At 64.4% G+C, this 14,321-nt stretch carries 13 protein-coding genes and 3 pseudogenes; 13 read left to right on the top strand and 3 right to left on the bottom strand.

Translation table 11 applies throughout. The features are described from left to right. From B4383_RS11485 to B4383_RS11475, 3 pseudogenes are all read left to right on the top strand, one after another. A pseudogene (locus tag B4383_RS11485) lies at positions 1-588 on the top strand (MetQ/NlpA family ABC transporter substrate-binding protein); the annotation flags it as partial. An 8-nt stretch (positions 589-596) separates the two neighbouring features. Next, positions 597-1,272: pseudogene (locus tag B4383_RS11480) on the top strand (methionine ABC transporter ATP-binding protein); the annotation flags it as partial. Continuing rightward, a pseudogene (locus B4383_RS11475) lies at positions 1,262-1,426 on the top strand (ABC transporter permease); the annotation flags it as partial. The pseudogenes B4383_RS11480 and B4383_RS11475, both read left to right, overlap by 11 nt. Positions 1,427-1,432: 6 nt before the next feature. Here B4383_RS11475 and B4383_RS11470 read toward each other — a convergent pair. From B4383_RS11470 to B4383_RS11460, 3 genes are all read right to left on the bottom strand, one after another. Beyond that, the gene (locus tag B4383_RS11470) at positions 1,433-2,155 is read right to left on the bottom strand and encodes a hypothetical protein (protein WP_139360703.1); all 723 of its coding nucleotides are present in this window, start codon (positions 2,153-2,155) and stop codon (positions 1,433-1,435) included. A gap of 44 nt (positions 2,156-2,199) precedes the next feature. Beyond that, the gene (locus tag B4383_RS11465; protein ID WP_078288226.1) at positions 2,200-2,883 is read right to left on the bottom strand and encodes an MspA family porin; all 684 of its coding nucleotides are present in this window, start codon (positions 2,881-2,883) and stop codon (positions 2,200-2,202) included. Positions 2,884-2,945: 62 nt separating this feature from the next. Next, positions 2,946-3,623 carry an MspA family porin gene (locus B4383_RS11460; RefSeq protein WP_078287994.1) on the bottom strand — a complete coding sequence of 226 codons (678 nt, stop codon included), beginning with the start codon at positions 3,621-3,623 and terminating at the stop codon, positions 2,946-2,948. Positions 3,624-4,108: 485 nt separating this feature from the next. Here B4383_RS11460 and B4383_RS11455 point away from each other — a divergent pair, with 485 nt between their 5' ends. From B4383_RS11455 to eutC, 10 genes are all read left to right on the top strand, one after another. Further along, positions 4,109-4,642: a hypothetical protein gene (locus B4383_RS11455; protein WP_286143864.1), complete on the top strand. Its 534-nt coding sequence runs from the start codon at positions 4,109-4,111 to the stop codon at positions 4,640-4,642. Between the two features lie 29 nt (positions 4,643-4,671). Next, on the top strand, positions 4,672-5,268 hold the full coding sequence (locus B4383_RS11450; RefSeq protein WP_078287995.1) for a riboflavin synthase: 597 nt from the start codon (positions 4,672-4,674) through the stop codon (positions 5,266-5,268). A 94-nt stretch (positions 5,269-5,362) separates the two neighbouring features. After that, positions 5,363-6,616, top strand: coding sequence for a bifunctional 3,4-dihydroxy-2-butanone-4-phosphate synthase/GTP cyclohydrolase II (locus B4383_RS11445; protein ID WP_078287996.1), 1,254 nt, complete (start codon positions 5,363-5,365; stop codon positions 6,614-6,616). Next, positions 6,613-7,104 carry a 6,7-dimethyl-8-ribityllumazine synthase gene (gene ribH, locus B4383_RS11440; RefSeq protein WP_078287997.1) on the top strand — a complete coding sequence of 164 codons (492 nt, stop codon included), beginning with the start codon at positions 6,613-6,615 and terminating at the stop codon, positions 7,102-7,104. Before B4383_RS11445 ends, ribH begins: the two co-directional genes overlap by 4 nt. Next, a complete protein-coding gene (locus B4383_RS11435; protein WP_078287998.1) occupies positions 7,101-7,571 on the top strand; it encodes a PH domain-containing protein in 471 nt (156 codons plus the stop codon). Before ribH ends, B4383_RS11435 begins: the two co-directional genes overlap by 4 nt. 139 nt (positions 7,572-7,710) lie before the next feature. Continuing rightward, positions 7,711-9,003, top strand: coding sequence for a GAF domain-containing protein (locus tag B4383_RS11430; RefSeq protein ID WP_078288228.1), 1,293 nt, complete (start codon positions 7,711-7,713; stop codon positions 9,001-9,003). A 101-nt stretch (positions 9,004-9,104) separates the two neighbouring features. Beyond that, positions 9,105-10,628 (top strand): aldehyde dehydrogenase, encoded by a 1,524-nt coding sequence (gene adh / locus B4383_RS11425; protein ID WP_078287999.1) that lies wholly within the window; start codon positions 9,105-9,107, stop codon positions 10,626-10,628. Between the two features lie 75 nt (positions 10,629-10,703). Continuing rightward, positions 10,704-12,131 (top strand): ethanolamine permease, encoded by a 1,428-nt coding sequence (gene eat / locus B4383_RS11420; protein WP_078288000.1) that lies wholly within the window; start codon positions 10,704-10,706, stop codon positions 12,129-12,131. After that, positions 12,128-13,543, top strand: a complete 1,416-nt coding sequence (locus tag B4383_RS11415) for an ethanolamine ammonia-lyase subunit EutB (protein ID WP_078288001.1) — start codon at positions 12,128-12,130, stop codon at positions 13,541-13,543. The genes eat and B4383_RS11415 overlap by 4 nt, the downstream gene beginning before the upstream one ends. Next, positions 13,540-14,313: an ethanolamine ammonia-lyase subunit EutC gene (gene eutC / locus B4383_RS11410; RefSeq protein WP_078288002.1), complete on the top strand. Its 774-nt coding sequence runs from the start codon at positions 13,540-13,542 to the stop codon at positions 14,311-14,313. Before B4383_RS11415 ends, eutC begins: the two co-directional genes overlap by 4 nt. Positions 14,314-14,321 lie beyond the last annotated feature (8 nt).

The raw sequence follows: 14,321 nt of genomic DNA, 5'->3' as shown, positions 1-14,321 counted from the left end.
CGATAACGCAACACTTACTCCGGTCGGCGCCACCTACATCGTGCCGCTCGGTCTCTATTCGCAAGAAGCACAAGACCCTCGCTGAAATTCCACAAGATGGGCAGATCGCCATCCCTAACGATCCGCCTAATCAGGCACGCGCCCTGTTCGTGCTGAAGGCCTCTGGGCTCATCACTCTCAAGGGCGGCCGGGCGACGCCGAGTGCCGCCGATATCGACAAGGGCGCTTCCAGGGGGCACCGTGACGCTAGTGGACGCGGCGCAGACGGCGCTGTCGCTCAAGTCGATCGACGGAGCCGTCATCAACAACACCTATCTGGCGCAGTCGAACATTGATCCCAAGAGCGCGCTCTACGCTGACGATCCGGCGAGTCCGGGCGCCGAGCCGTACATCAACGTCATCGTCGCGCGCGCCGAAGAGAACGACACCCCGACATACCAGAAACTTGTCGAGGTGTTCTATTCCCCGGCCGTCACCGAGGCATATGCCAAGGAGAGCAAGGGAACTCAATTGACGGTGGCAAAGAGTGGCGCGGACTGCGCGTCGATCCTGGCGAGGATCGAGCAGCAGATCCGCAGCGAAAAATGACGACGGAAATGACCGGCGCGACACCGCTCATCCGATTCGAGCACATCAGCAAGACCTTTCGGGTGGGCAAGAAGACCGTGACCGCCGTCGACGATGTGTCGCTCGATATCGACGCGGGTGACGTGTTCGCCATGATCGGTTACTCGGGGGCCGGCAAGAGCACGCTGGTACGTCTCATTAACGGGCTCGAGCGACCCAGCTCTGGTCGCGTCGTCGTGGACGGAGCCGAGGTGAGCGCGTTGGGGGAGCGTGAACTGCGGCGTCTGCGCACCGATATCGGCATGATCTTTCAGCAGTTCAATCTCTTCCGGTCCCCGAACCGTCGCGGGAAACATCGCGTATCCGCTGCGGGTGGCCGGATGGACCGCCGAGAAGCGCAACGCGCGGGTCGCCGAACTGCTGGAGTTCGCGGGACTGGGTGATAAGGCCAAGAGTTATCCGGATCAGCTCTCCGGTGGGCAGAAGCAACGTGTCGGCATCGCGCGGGCGCTCGCGACGTCACCGTCGATCCTGTTGGCCGACGAGGCGACCAGTGCTCTGGATCCCGAAACCACCGGCGACGTATTGCAGCTGCTGCGCGCGGTCAACGACGAGTTCGGGGTGACCATCGTGGTGATCACCCACGAGATGGACGTGGTGCGTACCGTCGCCGATCGTGTCGCGGTTCTTGCCGATGGCAGGGTTGGTCGGCGGCGGACTTGGCGACTTTGCGATCGTGCAGGGGTATCAGCGCTTCAACTGGCAGGTGACAATCGTGTTGACCGTCGTCATCATCGCGCTAGTACAGGCAGCACAGTTCTTGGGAAACTATTTGGCGCGCAAGGTGCTTCGTCGATAGTTAGGGTTAGGCGGGAGGCGCCGGTACGGGCGGCACCGCCGGTGCCGGGGGCGCACCGGGTGCGGGAGCGGCGCCCTCGGGTGCCTCGGGCGGGGTCCAGTGCCACTGATCCGGGGCCGGTCCCTGCGAGTCATCACCCAGGCCGGGGATCCGTGTGCCGGGAGGTGGGGCGGTACCGGGCAACGGCTGGTTGAGCGATTCCTTGGTTCCTCGCCCTACGATGCCGCCTCGCCATTGGCCGTCCTGAACGCCGCGCACGAGCCGCCCCAGGTAGTCGCCCCCCGAGATGTCAGCGTTCTCTTCGCCGGGGTTCACCCCATAGATCTCGCCCTTGCCGGGCTCCGCAGGCTTCAGATTCTGCGGCAGCAGGTACTGGTTGTTCAGCGCCCTGGTGTTCGGAGTGACGACAGGAGCCTCGACGCCCGGGGCCGCCGGTGCCGGGTTCTGGCCAATCAGGTTGGGATTACCCACAATAGCGAGATTGTTGGGTATGCCGCCGGGGCCTTGTTCGGTTCCGGATAGCGCGAGTGGGTTGCCGATCTGGGATGCGGGCGGTGGTTCCGGCGGACCGGGAAGACCCGGAGGGGGAGGTGCGGCCGCGGGCGCCGGAGCCGGGTCTGGTTCCCCGGGATCGCCGCCGGCGGTGGCCGCCGACGCGAGCAGCGCACTGGCGGCAAGAACCGCAGCCACCCCGATCTTCGCGATGGACGGACGATCGGGGTTCCTCATGGCTGCGTCTCTCCTCTGTACTGAAGGTGGTTCGGACGGTCTAGCTAGACGGTCTTCGTGACGCCGTAGTAGGCGACGATATCGTCGTTGTCCTTCGATGAGCTGGTCAGCACGGCGTACGAGCGCAGGAACGACTGCCCGATGCAACCGTCGATCTTGATGTGCACGTCCTTGAGAGTGATGCGCACTTCGCTGCCCTTGTACTTCTTCTTGTCGACCGAGACGTTGATGACCTCACCGGGCTGGGGGTGCACCTCGATCTGGCCCTGAATGGGCATACCGACGCTGGTGATACCGGCCGTACCCAGGCCGGCGCTGAGGCCGATTGAGCCATTCAGCTTGACGGTGTTCAGGCTGATGCCGCAACCAATCTGGTAGCCGGCTTCCAGAGTGCCGCCGGACAGCTTGGTGTTGCCGCCGCCCTTGGCTGAGCCGGTGAACGTGCCACCGGCGAGGTATTCACGGGACGAGGTGGCAGTGGTCAGCGGCGGGATGGGCAACTGCGTCTCATCCTTGGCACCCACGGTGAGTACCCAGCCGTCGGGGGTCTTGACGATGCCCGGGTCCTCGGAGCCCACCACGCCATTGTCGGGAGGTGGGCCATCCGCGGGTGGCGGGGCGTCGGCCACCGGCTGCACGGGCGGTGGGTCGTCTGGGTCCGCCAGGGCGAGCGGCGCCGACGCGGCGAGTGCGCATGCCGCGGTCAGGGTGACGAGACTCTTGAACATGGGAGTGAGGCCTCTCGTGGTCTTTTGCATTGGGGTGGCTGTAAGCGTGTGGGGCATCGACGTCAGACGGCCTTGGTGATACCCATGTAGGTGACCACGTCATCGGTGTTTTCCGTGGAGCTGGTGAAGGTTGCGTACGACCGGATGAAGGACTGACCGACGCAGCCGTCGATCTTGATACGGAAACCGGTGATGGTGGTGCGCGTGGTGGTGCCCTCGAAGGTCTTTTTGTTGACCGGAACGATGGTCACCGTACCGGGCTTCAGGCCGACCTTGATCTGGCCGACGATGCCGGCGCTGGCACTGGGGACACCCGCCATGCTGATCGACGGGGAGAGGCTGACACCACCCATGAGCTCCACGGGGCCACCGGTGATACCGCAGCCGATCTGGTACCCGGCCTCCAGCGTTCCACCGGCCAGCTTGGTCTTACCCGAACCCTTCACCCCACCGATGAACGTGCCACCGACGATGTACTCGCGCGAGGACAGCGCGGTGGTCAGTGGGGCCACCGGTAGCAGGCTCTCGTCCTTAGCGGCGACAGCGAGGATCCAGCCGTCCGGAGTGGGCAAGGTACCCGGCTCTGCCGACGGCATCGCGCCGGTGTCGCCAGGAGGGGGCGGCGGTGCGTCGGCCACCGGCTGGACTGGGGCCGGATCATCACCGGGTTCGGCTAAGGCAAGGGGCGCCGAAGCAGCAAGCGCGCAGACTGCAGTCAGAGTGACAAGACTTTTCAGCATGGTGCGGTAGCGCCTCTCAATTGTTGGTGATGTCCGTGTGACTTCTGTGAGGAAGCTGTCCCGACGAATGTTGGGGGTGCTGTGTTTCCAAAGGGTGAATGGACGGACAACAGTTATCGCCCAATGTCTATCCATTTCGTACGTCGGTACACACCGTTCCAACCGCGATGATTTGAAACGCGAAAAGCCTTCTGCCTCGGCGATTGTGACGAAAACCACTGGTGTCGCTGCCGCCTGAGCCCGACCGTTTGGGGCTACCCAGTAGGGGTATCCAGCACACTTTTCAACGGTCAGTCGAATTTCCCTTCGTATTCCAGTTGTTCAACGGTCGTTCAGACTCGTGACAATTCCGCAACTCACTATCAGGTATTGGTGCTGTGATAACGCGACTCCGCATGGAATTACCGGTACGGTCACGGCCGAACAGCACCGGAGAATCTGGAGAGGAATCGATGAGGCCATTACATCTCTGTCGGAAGGCGGCGGTGCCGTCGCTGCTGGCGATCGGCATGGGGTTGGCAACACTTCCCGTGGCATATGCCGAGCCAGATGGCCAAGATCAAACGGAACAGCCGGCTCAGCAGGCCGCTCAGGCGCCCGGCCCCGCCGTGGTGTCCGCACCCGCCCCGGCCTCCGATAGCGCGGCCCCGGCAGCCATTGAGGCGTGCGCGAAGTTCGCGACGGCACTCGACTACGCGGCGACCAACTATTCCGACTTCGCGGAGAACCTGGCCGGCATGGAAGGCAACTACAGCGATGTCTACGTGAACTCGAGCAATGGCACGGGCCGGACCGCTCTCCGTGAGGCGGCATCCTTCGCCAATGAGGCGGCGAACACCCCGGAGCTGGATCCGGCGATCGCCGATCCGATGCGCTCATGGGCGACAAACGCGAACAAGCTGATGATTCTCATGGGTGTTCGCGCCTCGGTCGATGGTGTGAACGGCAAGGCGAACGACCTGAACACCGATGCGCACAACGTCCAGATGGCCTGCGCTCAGGCGGGGACGCACGCCTAACGCAGCGGTACGCGCCCTACTCTTGTTGCATGTTCACTGGAATCGTTGAGGAGCTTGGCGAGATCCTGGGTAGAGAGGATCTTGGCGACTCTGCCCGTCTCACCGTGCTCGGCCCGCTTGTCGTCGAGGATGCGAAACATGGCGACTCGATCGCCGTGAACGGGGTCTGCCTCACGGTGGTCGATGTGCGCGACGGTGGCGTCTTCACCACCGATGTCATGGGTGAGACGCTGTCGCGGTCGAGCCTGGACAAGATTGTGACCGGCACCAAGGTCAATCTGGAGCGGGCCGCCGCCGTCAACAGCCGGCTCGGCGGGCACATCGTGCAGGGACACGTGGACGGCACCGGAGAGGTGCTCACCCGTACACCGTCAGAGAACTGGGAAGTGGTGCGCGTCTCCTTGCCGGAGGCCGTGGCCCGCTATGTGGTCCACAAGGGCTCGATCACCGTGGACGGGGTGTCGCTGACCGTGTCCGGGCTGGGGCCGGACTGGTTCGAGGTATCGCTCATTCCCACCACGCTGGGGTTGACGACGCTCGGATCGGCGGCGGTGGGGACGACGGTGAATCTCGAGGTGGATGTCATCGCCAAGTACGTCGAACGCCTGCTCGAGCACCGTTCTTAGCTCCTGATTCCGCTGAGTGAGCAGCGCGCGAATCATTGAATTCCCGGTGGTTCATAATTGAGTTGCCCACACGCCCCTAACGAGAGTGGTCCCCATGACCAGGTTGGACAGCATCGAACGCGCTGTCGCCGATATCGCCGCCGGTAAGGCCATCGTCGTCGTCGACGATGAGGATCGGGAGAACGAAGGCGATCTGATATTCGCCGCAGAGAAGGCCACCCCGGAATTGGTGGCGTTTATGGTGCGGTACACGTCGGGGTACCTCTGTGTGCCGCTGGCCGGGGAGGATTGTGACCGGCTTGGGCTGCTTCCCCAATACGCGGTGAATCAGGACAAGCACGGCACCGCGTACACGGTCACCGTCGATGCGAAGAACGGTATTGGGACTGGGATTTCGGCTTCCGACCGCGCGGCGACGATGCGGCTCTTGGCCGACGCGGCGAGCGCCCCCGATGACTTCACCAAGCCAGGACACGTTGTTCCGTTGCGCGCCAAGGAAGGTGGGGTGCTGCGGCGCCCCGGCCACACAGAGGCGTCGGTCGACCTGGCCAAGCTGGCCGGGCTGCGGCCTGCCGCGGTGATCTGCGAGATCGTCAGCCAGAAGGACGAGGGTGCGATGGCGCAGACCGAGGAATTGCGGGTCTTCGCCGACGAGCACAACCTCGCCCTGGTCTCGATCGCGGACCTGATCGAATGGCGCCGCAAGCACGAGAAGCATGTGGAGCGGATCGCCGAGGCGCGGATCCCCACCCAGCACGGCGAGTTTCGGGCGGTGGGTTACACGAGTATCTACGACGACGTCGAGCACGTGGCGCTGGTGCTGGGAGACATCTCCGGACCCGACGGCGACGGAAACGATGTGCTGGTGCGGGTGCACTCCGAATGCCTGACCGGCGATGTATTCGGTTCGCGCCGTTGCGATTGCGGTCCGCAGCTAGACGCCGCGATGGAGATGGTGGCCAAGGAGGGGCGTGGCATCGTGCTGTACATGCGCGGCCACGAGGGGCGAGGTATCGGACTGATGCACAAGCTGCAGGCCTACCAGCTGCAGGATGCTGGTGAGGACACTGTAGATGCGAACCTCAGTCTCGGCCTGCCCGCCGACGCGCGCGACTATGGTTTGGGTGCGCAGATTTTGGTCGACTTGGGTGTGAAGTCCATGCGGCTGCTGACCAACAACCCCGCCAAGCGTGTGGGGTTGGACGGGTATGGGCTGCACATCATCGAGCGGGTGCCGCTGCCGGTGCGTGCCAACTCGGAGAACATTCGATACCTGCGTACCAAGCGGGACCGGATGGGGCACGATCTGGCTGATCTGGACGATCACCCCGAGGCAGACGGCGCGTGAGCGGCGGCGATGGCATCCCGTCACTGAAAGTTGGTGACGCATCGGGGCTTAGCGTGGCGATCGTTGCCAGCACATGGCATGACCAAATCTGCACCGCGCTCCTGGAGGGCGCTAAGCGTGTCACGGCAGATGCGGGTATCGACCGTCCGACAGTGGTGCGGGTACTAGGCGCCATCGAGATACCGGTGGTGGCGCAGGCCCTGGCCCGTACCCATGACGCCGTTGTCGCGCTCGGGGTTGTGATCCAAGGCCAGACACCGCATTTCACTTATGTCTGCGATGCGGTGACCACCGGGCTGACCCGTGTTTCCCTGGATACCAGCACGCCGGTTACCAACGGGGTGTTGACCGTAAACGACGAGCAGCAGGCCCTCGACCGTGCCGGCCTGCCGGGGTCGTCTGAGGACAAAGGTGCCCAGGCGGCCGCCGCCGCACTGGATACCGCGCTGACGCTACGCCGGCTCCGTCAGCCCTGGACTGAGGCGTGACCAAATCGCCGGGCGACCGTGAATGGGAGCTCGTCCTGAAACCCCACCTGTCGCCGTATTTCGTATACGCGGCTGCCTTTGTCATCGCGGCCGCCCATGTCGCGGTGGGCCTCCTGCTGAAGATCTCGCCCAATAGCGGGGTGATCTTCAAGACCTCCGACCAGGTTGGAATCGCTCTGGTGGGCTGCGTCATCGCGGGCGTGGTGCTCATGTTCGCCCGACCTCGGGTACGCGCCGGTTCGGCGGGCATCGAGGTGCGCAATGTGTTGGGCCCCAAGATCATTCCGTGGCCAGAGGTGGTCGGCGTCTCATTTCCGGCCGGTGCGCAATGGGCGCGGCTGGACCTGGATGACTACGAGTACGAGCCGATGATGGCCATTCAGGCGGTCGACAAGCAGCGTGCTGTCGACGCGATGGACGCGCTGCGCGGGCTGGTCGTGAAGTACACGGGGCAGTCAACGGCGTAACCGGCATGCCGGGCCGTCGCCTCTGTGACCCGGTTGGCCGGCTATCTCACCCAGTTTCCCTTCCCGGCGGCGATGTCGAAGTATCGTGTGAATATCGACCGTGCCTGCGATTATGGCCAGGGCAGAGAGCTTGGAGACCGTGGCGACTGCGAGAAGTGCAACGCGCCGCGGGGCTGTCCGCGCATCGTTGGCTTCCGTACGTGACGCGCACGATCTCTTCGTGGCGGGCCAGGTAGACGGTTCGTATCTCGAGTCGATACCTCTGCCACGGCTCGTGACCGACAGCTGGCAGCGGAGCCTGGCCACCGGGGTCGATCCCGACCGCGGGCCTGGCGAAGCGGCCGCCGCGACGCGCCTGACCGAACTGCGCAGCAGCCATCCGCTCGCCGGGGCGCTACCGGTCATCCGCCGGCTGCTGGTGGACCACGCCACCGACTCGGGTGTGCTTGTGGGGGTCACCGCTGCCGACGGCGCGCTGCTCTGGGTGGAAGGTGACCCCGGCGCCGGGCGCAAGGCGGCCACCATGAACTTCGTGCCCGGTGCCGACTGGAGCGAGCGGGCCGTAGGCACGAATGCCCCGGGTACCGCGCTTGCGCTGGATCGTGAGGTGCAGATCCGGGGCAGCGAGCACTTCTGCAGGCTGGTCCGGCCGTGGTCGTGTACCGCGGTTCCGATCCATGACCCGGTGACCGGAGCCCCCCTGGGAAGTATCGATCTCACCGGCGGTTCGGCGGTTACTTCGGCGCAGACCCTGGCATTGGTGCGCGCGACGGCGGTTGCCGTCGAACATTTCATCGCCCTGAACTACCCTCGATCGGGGCGGCTGGCGAACGGTAGCGAACCGCGACTGACCTTGCTCGGCGCCGACCGCCCGCTTCTGCACACCGGTGATGGGCAGGATGGGATGCGCACACACCGGCTGTCCGGTCGCCATGCCGAGATCATGGCGCTCTTGCTGCGTCACCCCGAGGGATTGAGCGCCGACCATCTGGCGATGCTGCTTGACGAAAACGATCTCGACGTCGTCACGATCCGCGCGGAAATGTCACGACTGCGCCGCATCGTGGGAGATGAGTTGATCGTGTCCCGTCCCTACCGGCTGCTCACCCATGTCGAAAGCGATATGGGTGATGTCTTCGCCGCGCTTCGCGCCGGGCACATCGCCAGGGCCGTCGACTGCTATGCGGGCCAGCTGTTGCCGCGGTCCGCGGCACCGGCCATCGGGAGACTGCGCCTGGAGTTGAGTGCGAGTCTTCGTGGCGCCGTACTTGCCGACGGCGATCTGCACCTGCTGCGCCGCTGGCTTGATCTTCCCGAGGCACGCGATGACCGTGAGGGATGGCAGGCGCTGCACGACTATGACGGTGCGGGCGCGTTCATCCAGTCTGAGGCCCGTGGCCATCTCATCGCGCTGGATTCCGATCTCGCCTGAGCGCTGCCGCCGCAGGGAAAGTTGCAACCGTGCTGCAACGGGCCAAAACCTATCTTCAGTGATTACCGACACATTTGCTGTCTTGAAGGTAGGAGACCACCGTGACTGTTTACGCCCGCCCGGGTGCGCAGGGATCGCTGATGACTTTCGCGTCCCGCTACGAGAATTTCATTGGCGGGCAATGGGTTCCCCCAAAAGAGGGGCGATATTTCGAGAACCGCACCCCGGTGACGGGGGAGGTGTTCTGCGAGATCCCACGCTCCGGCGAAGCCGATGTCGAGAAGGCACTCGATGCCGCACACGCCGCTGCGGGCGGCTGGGCCAAGACTTCACCGGCCGATCGGGCGCTCATCCTCAACCGGATCGCCGACCAGATGGAATCGAACCTGGAGTCCATTGCTGTCGCGGAGTCGTGGGACAACGGCAAGCCCATCCGCGAGACGCTGAACGCTGATATCCCGCTGGCCGTCGATCATTTCCGCTACTTCGCCGGTGTCCTTCGGGCACAAGAGGGCTCGCTCTCGCAGATCGACGAGGACACCGTGGCCTATCACTTCCACGAGCCGCTCGGTGTGGTCGGGCAGATCATCCCGTGGAACTTCCCGCTGTTGATGGCGAGCTGGAAACTGGCCCCGGCCATCGCCGCCGGGAACACGGTGGTACTCAAGCCCGCCGAACAAACCCCGGCGTCGATCCTGTACTTGTTCTCGCTCATCGGCGACCTCCTGCCGCCGGGTGTGGTGAACATCGTCAACGGGTTCGGAGTAGAGGCGGGCAAGCCGTTGGCCTCCAGCAGCCGGATCGCGAAGATCGCGTTCACCGGCGAGACCAGCACGGGCCGGTTGATCATGCAGTACGCCAGTCAAAACCTGATTCCGGTGACGCTGGAGCTCGGTGGCAAGAGCCCCAACCTCTTCTTCTCCGACGTGATGGCTGCCGGTGACGATTTCCAGGACAAGGCCCTGGAAGGGTTCACGATGTTCGCGTTCAACCAGGGTGAGGTGTGCACCTGTCCTTCGCGCAGCCTGATCCAGGCCGATATCTTCGATGAATTCCTGGAACTGGCGGCCATCCGCACCAAGGCCATCCGCCAGGGCGACCCGCTGGATACCGAGACCATGATGGGGGCGCAGGCCTCCCATGAGCAGCTCGAGAAGATCCTGTCCTATATCGACATCGGCAAATCCGAAGGGGCACGGCTGGTTACCGGCGGCGAGCGCGCCGAACTCGGTGGCGACCTGTCGGGTGGGTACTACGTTGCGCCGACGGTCTTCGCCGGGAGCAACTCGATGCGGATCTTCCAGGAGGAGATCTTCGGGCCGGTGCTGGCAGTGACCTCGTTTGCCGACTATGACGATGCCATCGCTATTGCCAACGACACCCCCTACGGGCTGGGTGCGGGAGTGTGGAGCCGCGACGGCAACATCGCCTACCGCGCCGGGCGTGACATCAAGGCGGGCCGCGTGTGGACCAACTGTTACCACCAGTACCCCGCGCACGCCGCCTTCGGCGGATACAAGCGGTCCGGTATCGGCCGCGAGAACCACAAGATGATGCTCGACCACTACCAGCAGACCAAGAACCTGCTGGTGTCCTACAGCTCCACGCCGCAGGGATTCTTCTGACCGTCGCCATCGGCGATATCACCCGAAAGCGACGTCATCCCACTGTGTTGATCTGCGGAGAGCAAGGAACGATATATGGCGACCACCAAGCATGGCCTCATCGAGGAGCACCTCGAGAGCGCGGACTATCTGCGTAAGCGCCAACTCAGATCGGGGAGCGCGGGCTGGGTGCTGCTGGCCGGCCTCGGGGTGAGTTATGTGGTGTCCGGCGACTATTCGGGCTGGAACTTCGGTTTGGGCCAAGGCGGGTTCGGCGGACTGGCGATCGCCACCGTAGTGATCGCCGGCATGTACCTGGCACTCGTGCTGGGGATGGCGGAGCTGTCTTCGGCACTGCCGACGGCGGGGGGCGGCTACACCTTCGCGCGCCGCGCGCTCGGCCGGTGGGGTGGATTTGCCACGGGTACAGCAATTCTCATCGAGTACTCGATCGCCCCGGCGGCCATCGCCACCTTCATCGGTGCATACGTCCAGTCGCTGGGTCTGTTCGGCATCACCAACGGGTGGTGGGTCTACCTGGCGGCTTACGCCGTGTTCATCGGCATTCATCTGTCGGGCGTCGGTGAGGCACTGAAGGTGATGTTCGTCATCACCGCGATTGCATTGGTGGGCCTGCTGATCTTCGCGGTCGCCGCGGCAGGCCATTTCGACATCCACAATCTGACCAACATCGCGGTGGACGAAGGTGCCGCGGGGGCCTCGAGCATCCTGCCGCATGGCTACCTGGGAATTTGGGCCGCCATTCCGTTTGCGATCTGGTTTTTCCTCGCTGTCGAGGGCGTTCCGCTTGCGGCCGAGGAGACGGCCAACCCGGAACGCAATGTGCCGCGCGGGATCATCGCGGCAATCGGTGTGCTGCTGGTGACCTGCGCGATAGCGCTGGTGCTGACCACCGGCGTCGGCGGTGCGGAACAGATATCGGATTCAGGTAATCCGCTCGTCGAGGCGCTCGGCCACGGAACCGCCGCCAAGTTGGTCAACTACATCGGTTTGGCCGGGCTCATCGCGAGCTTCTTCTCGATCATCTACGCGTATTCACGTCAGCTGTTCGCGCTGTCCCGCGCGGGCTATCTGCCGACGGTTCTGTCGGTGACCAACTCCCGCAAGGCCCCGACGCTGGCACTCGTTGTCCCGGGCATCATCGGATTCGCACTGTCGTTGACGGGACACGGTGACCTGCTCCTCAATATGGCTGTCTTCGGTGCTGCCCTGAGCTACGTGCTGATGATGGTCAGCCACGTCGTGCTACGGGTGCGTGAGCCGAACATGCCGCGCCCGTACCGCACCCCGGGCGGCATCGCCACCACCGGCTTCGCCCTGGTCGTCGCGGTGCTGGCGGTCATCGCGACATTCCTGGTCAACCCGGTGGCGGCGGGCCTGTGTCTGACCGTGTTCGCGGCGTTCATGGTGTATTTCGCGCTCTACAGCCGCCACCGCCTGGTGGCGAATTCGCCCGACGAGGAGTTCGCGATGCTTGCGGAGGCCGAAAGCGAGCTCACGTGAAGCACCGGCAACAGATCGCGGGGGTGAGCTACACCTTCGACGGACTGGTGGATGTGATGGCCAAGGCGACGCCGTTGCGGTCGGGTGATCAGCTGGCGGGCTGCGCGGCGGACTCTGATGCCGAACGGGCCGCTGCCGCATGGGTTCTCGCCGACCTGCCGCTCGACATGTTCCTCAACGAGACGGTGGTGCCGTACGAAACTGACGAGGTCACCAGGCTGATCATCGACAGCCACGATCGCCGGTCCTACTCTGCGATCGCACATCTGACCGTCGGTGGCTTTCGGGACTGGTTGTTGGAGAGCGCTTCCCGCGATGATGGTGCCCAGAGGATCGCCGCTGTCAGCGCCGGGATAACCCCCGAGATGGCGGCTGCGGTGAGCAAGATCATGCGCAACCAAGACCTGGTGGCGGCCGGTGCCGCCATGCAGGTGAGCGCCGCCTTCCGCACGACCGTCGGCGGCAAGGGCACGCTGGCCACCCGGTTACAGCCGAATCACCCCACCGACGATCCTCGCGGTGTCGCCGCTGCCGTCCTTGACGGGCTACTTCTGGGATGTGGTGACGCCGTCATCGGCATCAACCCGGCGACCGATTCGCCGCACGCCACCTCGGATCTGCTGCACCTCCTCGACTCCATCAGATTGCGCTACGAGATCCCCACCCAGTCCTGCGTTCTCTCCCACATCACCACGACGATCGGATTGATCGAACGTGGAGCGCCGGTGGATTTGACGTTCCAATCGATCGCGGGCACCGAGGGCGCCAACTCCGCTTTCGGAGTGAACATCGCGCTGTTGCGCGAAGGTCGCGATGCGACCCGGGCCCTGCGGCGGGGGACCGTCGGGGACAACGTCATGTACCTCGAGACCGGGCAGGGGTCGGCGTTGAGCTCCCGCGCGCATCTGGGCACCGGCGGCAAACCTGTTGATCAGCAGACACTGGAAGCGCGCGCCTACGCGGTGGCCCGCGACCTGGAACCGTTCCTGGTCAATACGGTCGTCGGATTCATCGGGCCGGAATATCTTTACGACGGTAAGCAGATCGTCCGCGCTGGATTGGAGGATCACTTCTGTGGCAAGCTACTTGGTCTTCCGATGGGTGTTGACGTCTGCTACACCAACCACGCCGAGGCCGACCAGAACGATATGGACACACTGCTGATCCTGCTTGCGGCCGCGGGAGTCGGGTTTGTCATCACCGTTCCCGGTGCTGACGATGTCATGCTCGGCTATCAGAGTCTGTCGTTTCACGATGTGCTGCAGGCGCGCCGGACGCTGGGTCTGCGGCCGGCACCCGAGTTCGAGCAGTGGTTGCAGGCCATCGGAATGATCGACGAGGGTGGCCACCTCACACCCTTTGACGTGGCGAGCTCGCCGCTGCGCGCCCTGACCAACTCGGGTGCCCGATGACAACCGGTGATGTTGCTCGCCAAAAGTTTTGGAAAGAACTGCGGGTAAACACCCAAGCTCGGATCGGCCTGGACCGGGCGGGCAATGCGCTGCACACCCGGGATGTGCTTGACTTGGCCGCCGCGCACGCGGCGGCCCGCGACGCAGTCCACGTACCGCTGGACACCGAGCGCCTCGCCGCCGACGTCGGCGGAATCGGGCTGGGCATGCCCATAGTGGTCACCAGCCAAGTGAGCTCTCGCGCAGAATATTTGCGTAGACCCGACCTCGGAAGGCTGCCCGCCGATCTGTCCGCGGTGCCACGCGAGGCTGCGGATATCGGGTTTGTCCTCGCCGATGGCCTGTCACCCATAGCCCTCATGCGCCATGGTGTCCCGCTAGTTCGCGAACTCGCCCTGCAGCTGGGCGACTCATACACGTTGGCCGCCCCCGTGATCACCACGCAGGCCCGGGTGGCATTGGGTGATCACATCGCGGCGCAGGGACGGTACCGCACGCTGATTGTCATCATCGGTGAGCGGCCCGGGCTCAGTGTCGTCGACAGTCTCGGTATCTACCTCACGCACCTACCGCGGCCGGGTTGCACAGACGCCGATCGCAATTGCATCTCCAACATCCACCCGCCCGACGGGCTCAGTTACCGGGAGGCCGCGCATATCGCCACGAGCTTGGTCGGCGGTGCGCGTCGGTTGGGCCGTTCCGGGTTGTCGCTCAAAGACACTTCCCGGGCCGGCGCGATCGGCGATGCCGGCCAGAGCGAGCTGTGCTGACTGCGGCC

The sequence above is a fragment of the Mycobacterium sp. D16R24 genome, assembly GCF_002013385.1.
Classification (GTDB): Bacteria; Actinomycetota; Actinomycetes; order Mycobacteriales; family Mycobacteriaceae; genus Mycobacterium.
Note: the sequence above shows the minus strand (reverse complement) of the source record. Positions and strands in the feature narration are given on the sequence as shown.

Bases quoted from the DNA above. Each gene is read 5' to 3' on its own strand.
- B4383_RS11465 (WP_078288226.1), bottom strand. From the start codon at position 2,883: ATGTTCAAGAGTCTCGTCACCCTGACCGCGGCATGCGCACTCGCCGCG.
- B4383_RS11460 (WP_078287994.1), bottom strand. From the start codon at position 3,623: ATGCTGAAAAGTCTTGTCACTCTGACTGCAGTCTGCGCGCTTGCTGCT.
- B4383_RS11470 (WP_139360703.1), bottom strand. From the start codon at position 2,155: ATGAGGAACCCCGATCGTCCGTCCATCGCGAAGATCGGGGTGGCTGCG.
- eutC (WP_078288002.1), top strand. From the start codon at position 13,540: ATGACAACCGGTGATGTTGCTCGCCAAAAGTTTTGGAAAGAACTGCGG.
- B4383_RS11445 (WP_078287996.1), top strand. From the start codon at position 5,363: ATGACCAGGTTGGACAGCATCGAACGCGCTGTCGCCGATATCGCCGCC.
- B4383_RS11450 (WP_078287995.1), top strand. From the start codon at position 4,672: ATGTTCACTGGAATCGTTGAGGAGCTTGGCGAGATCCTGGGTAGAGAG.
- eat (WP_078288000.1), top strand. From the start codon at position 10,704: ATGGCGACCACCAAGCATGGCCTCATCGAGGAGCACCTCGAGAGCGCG.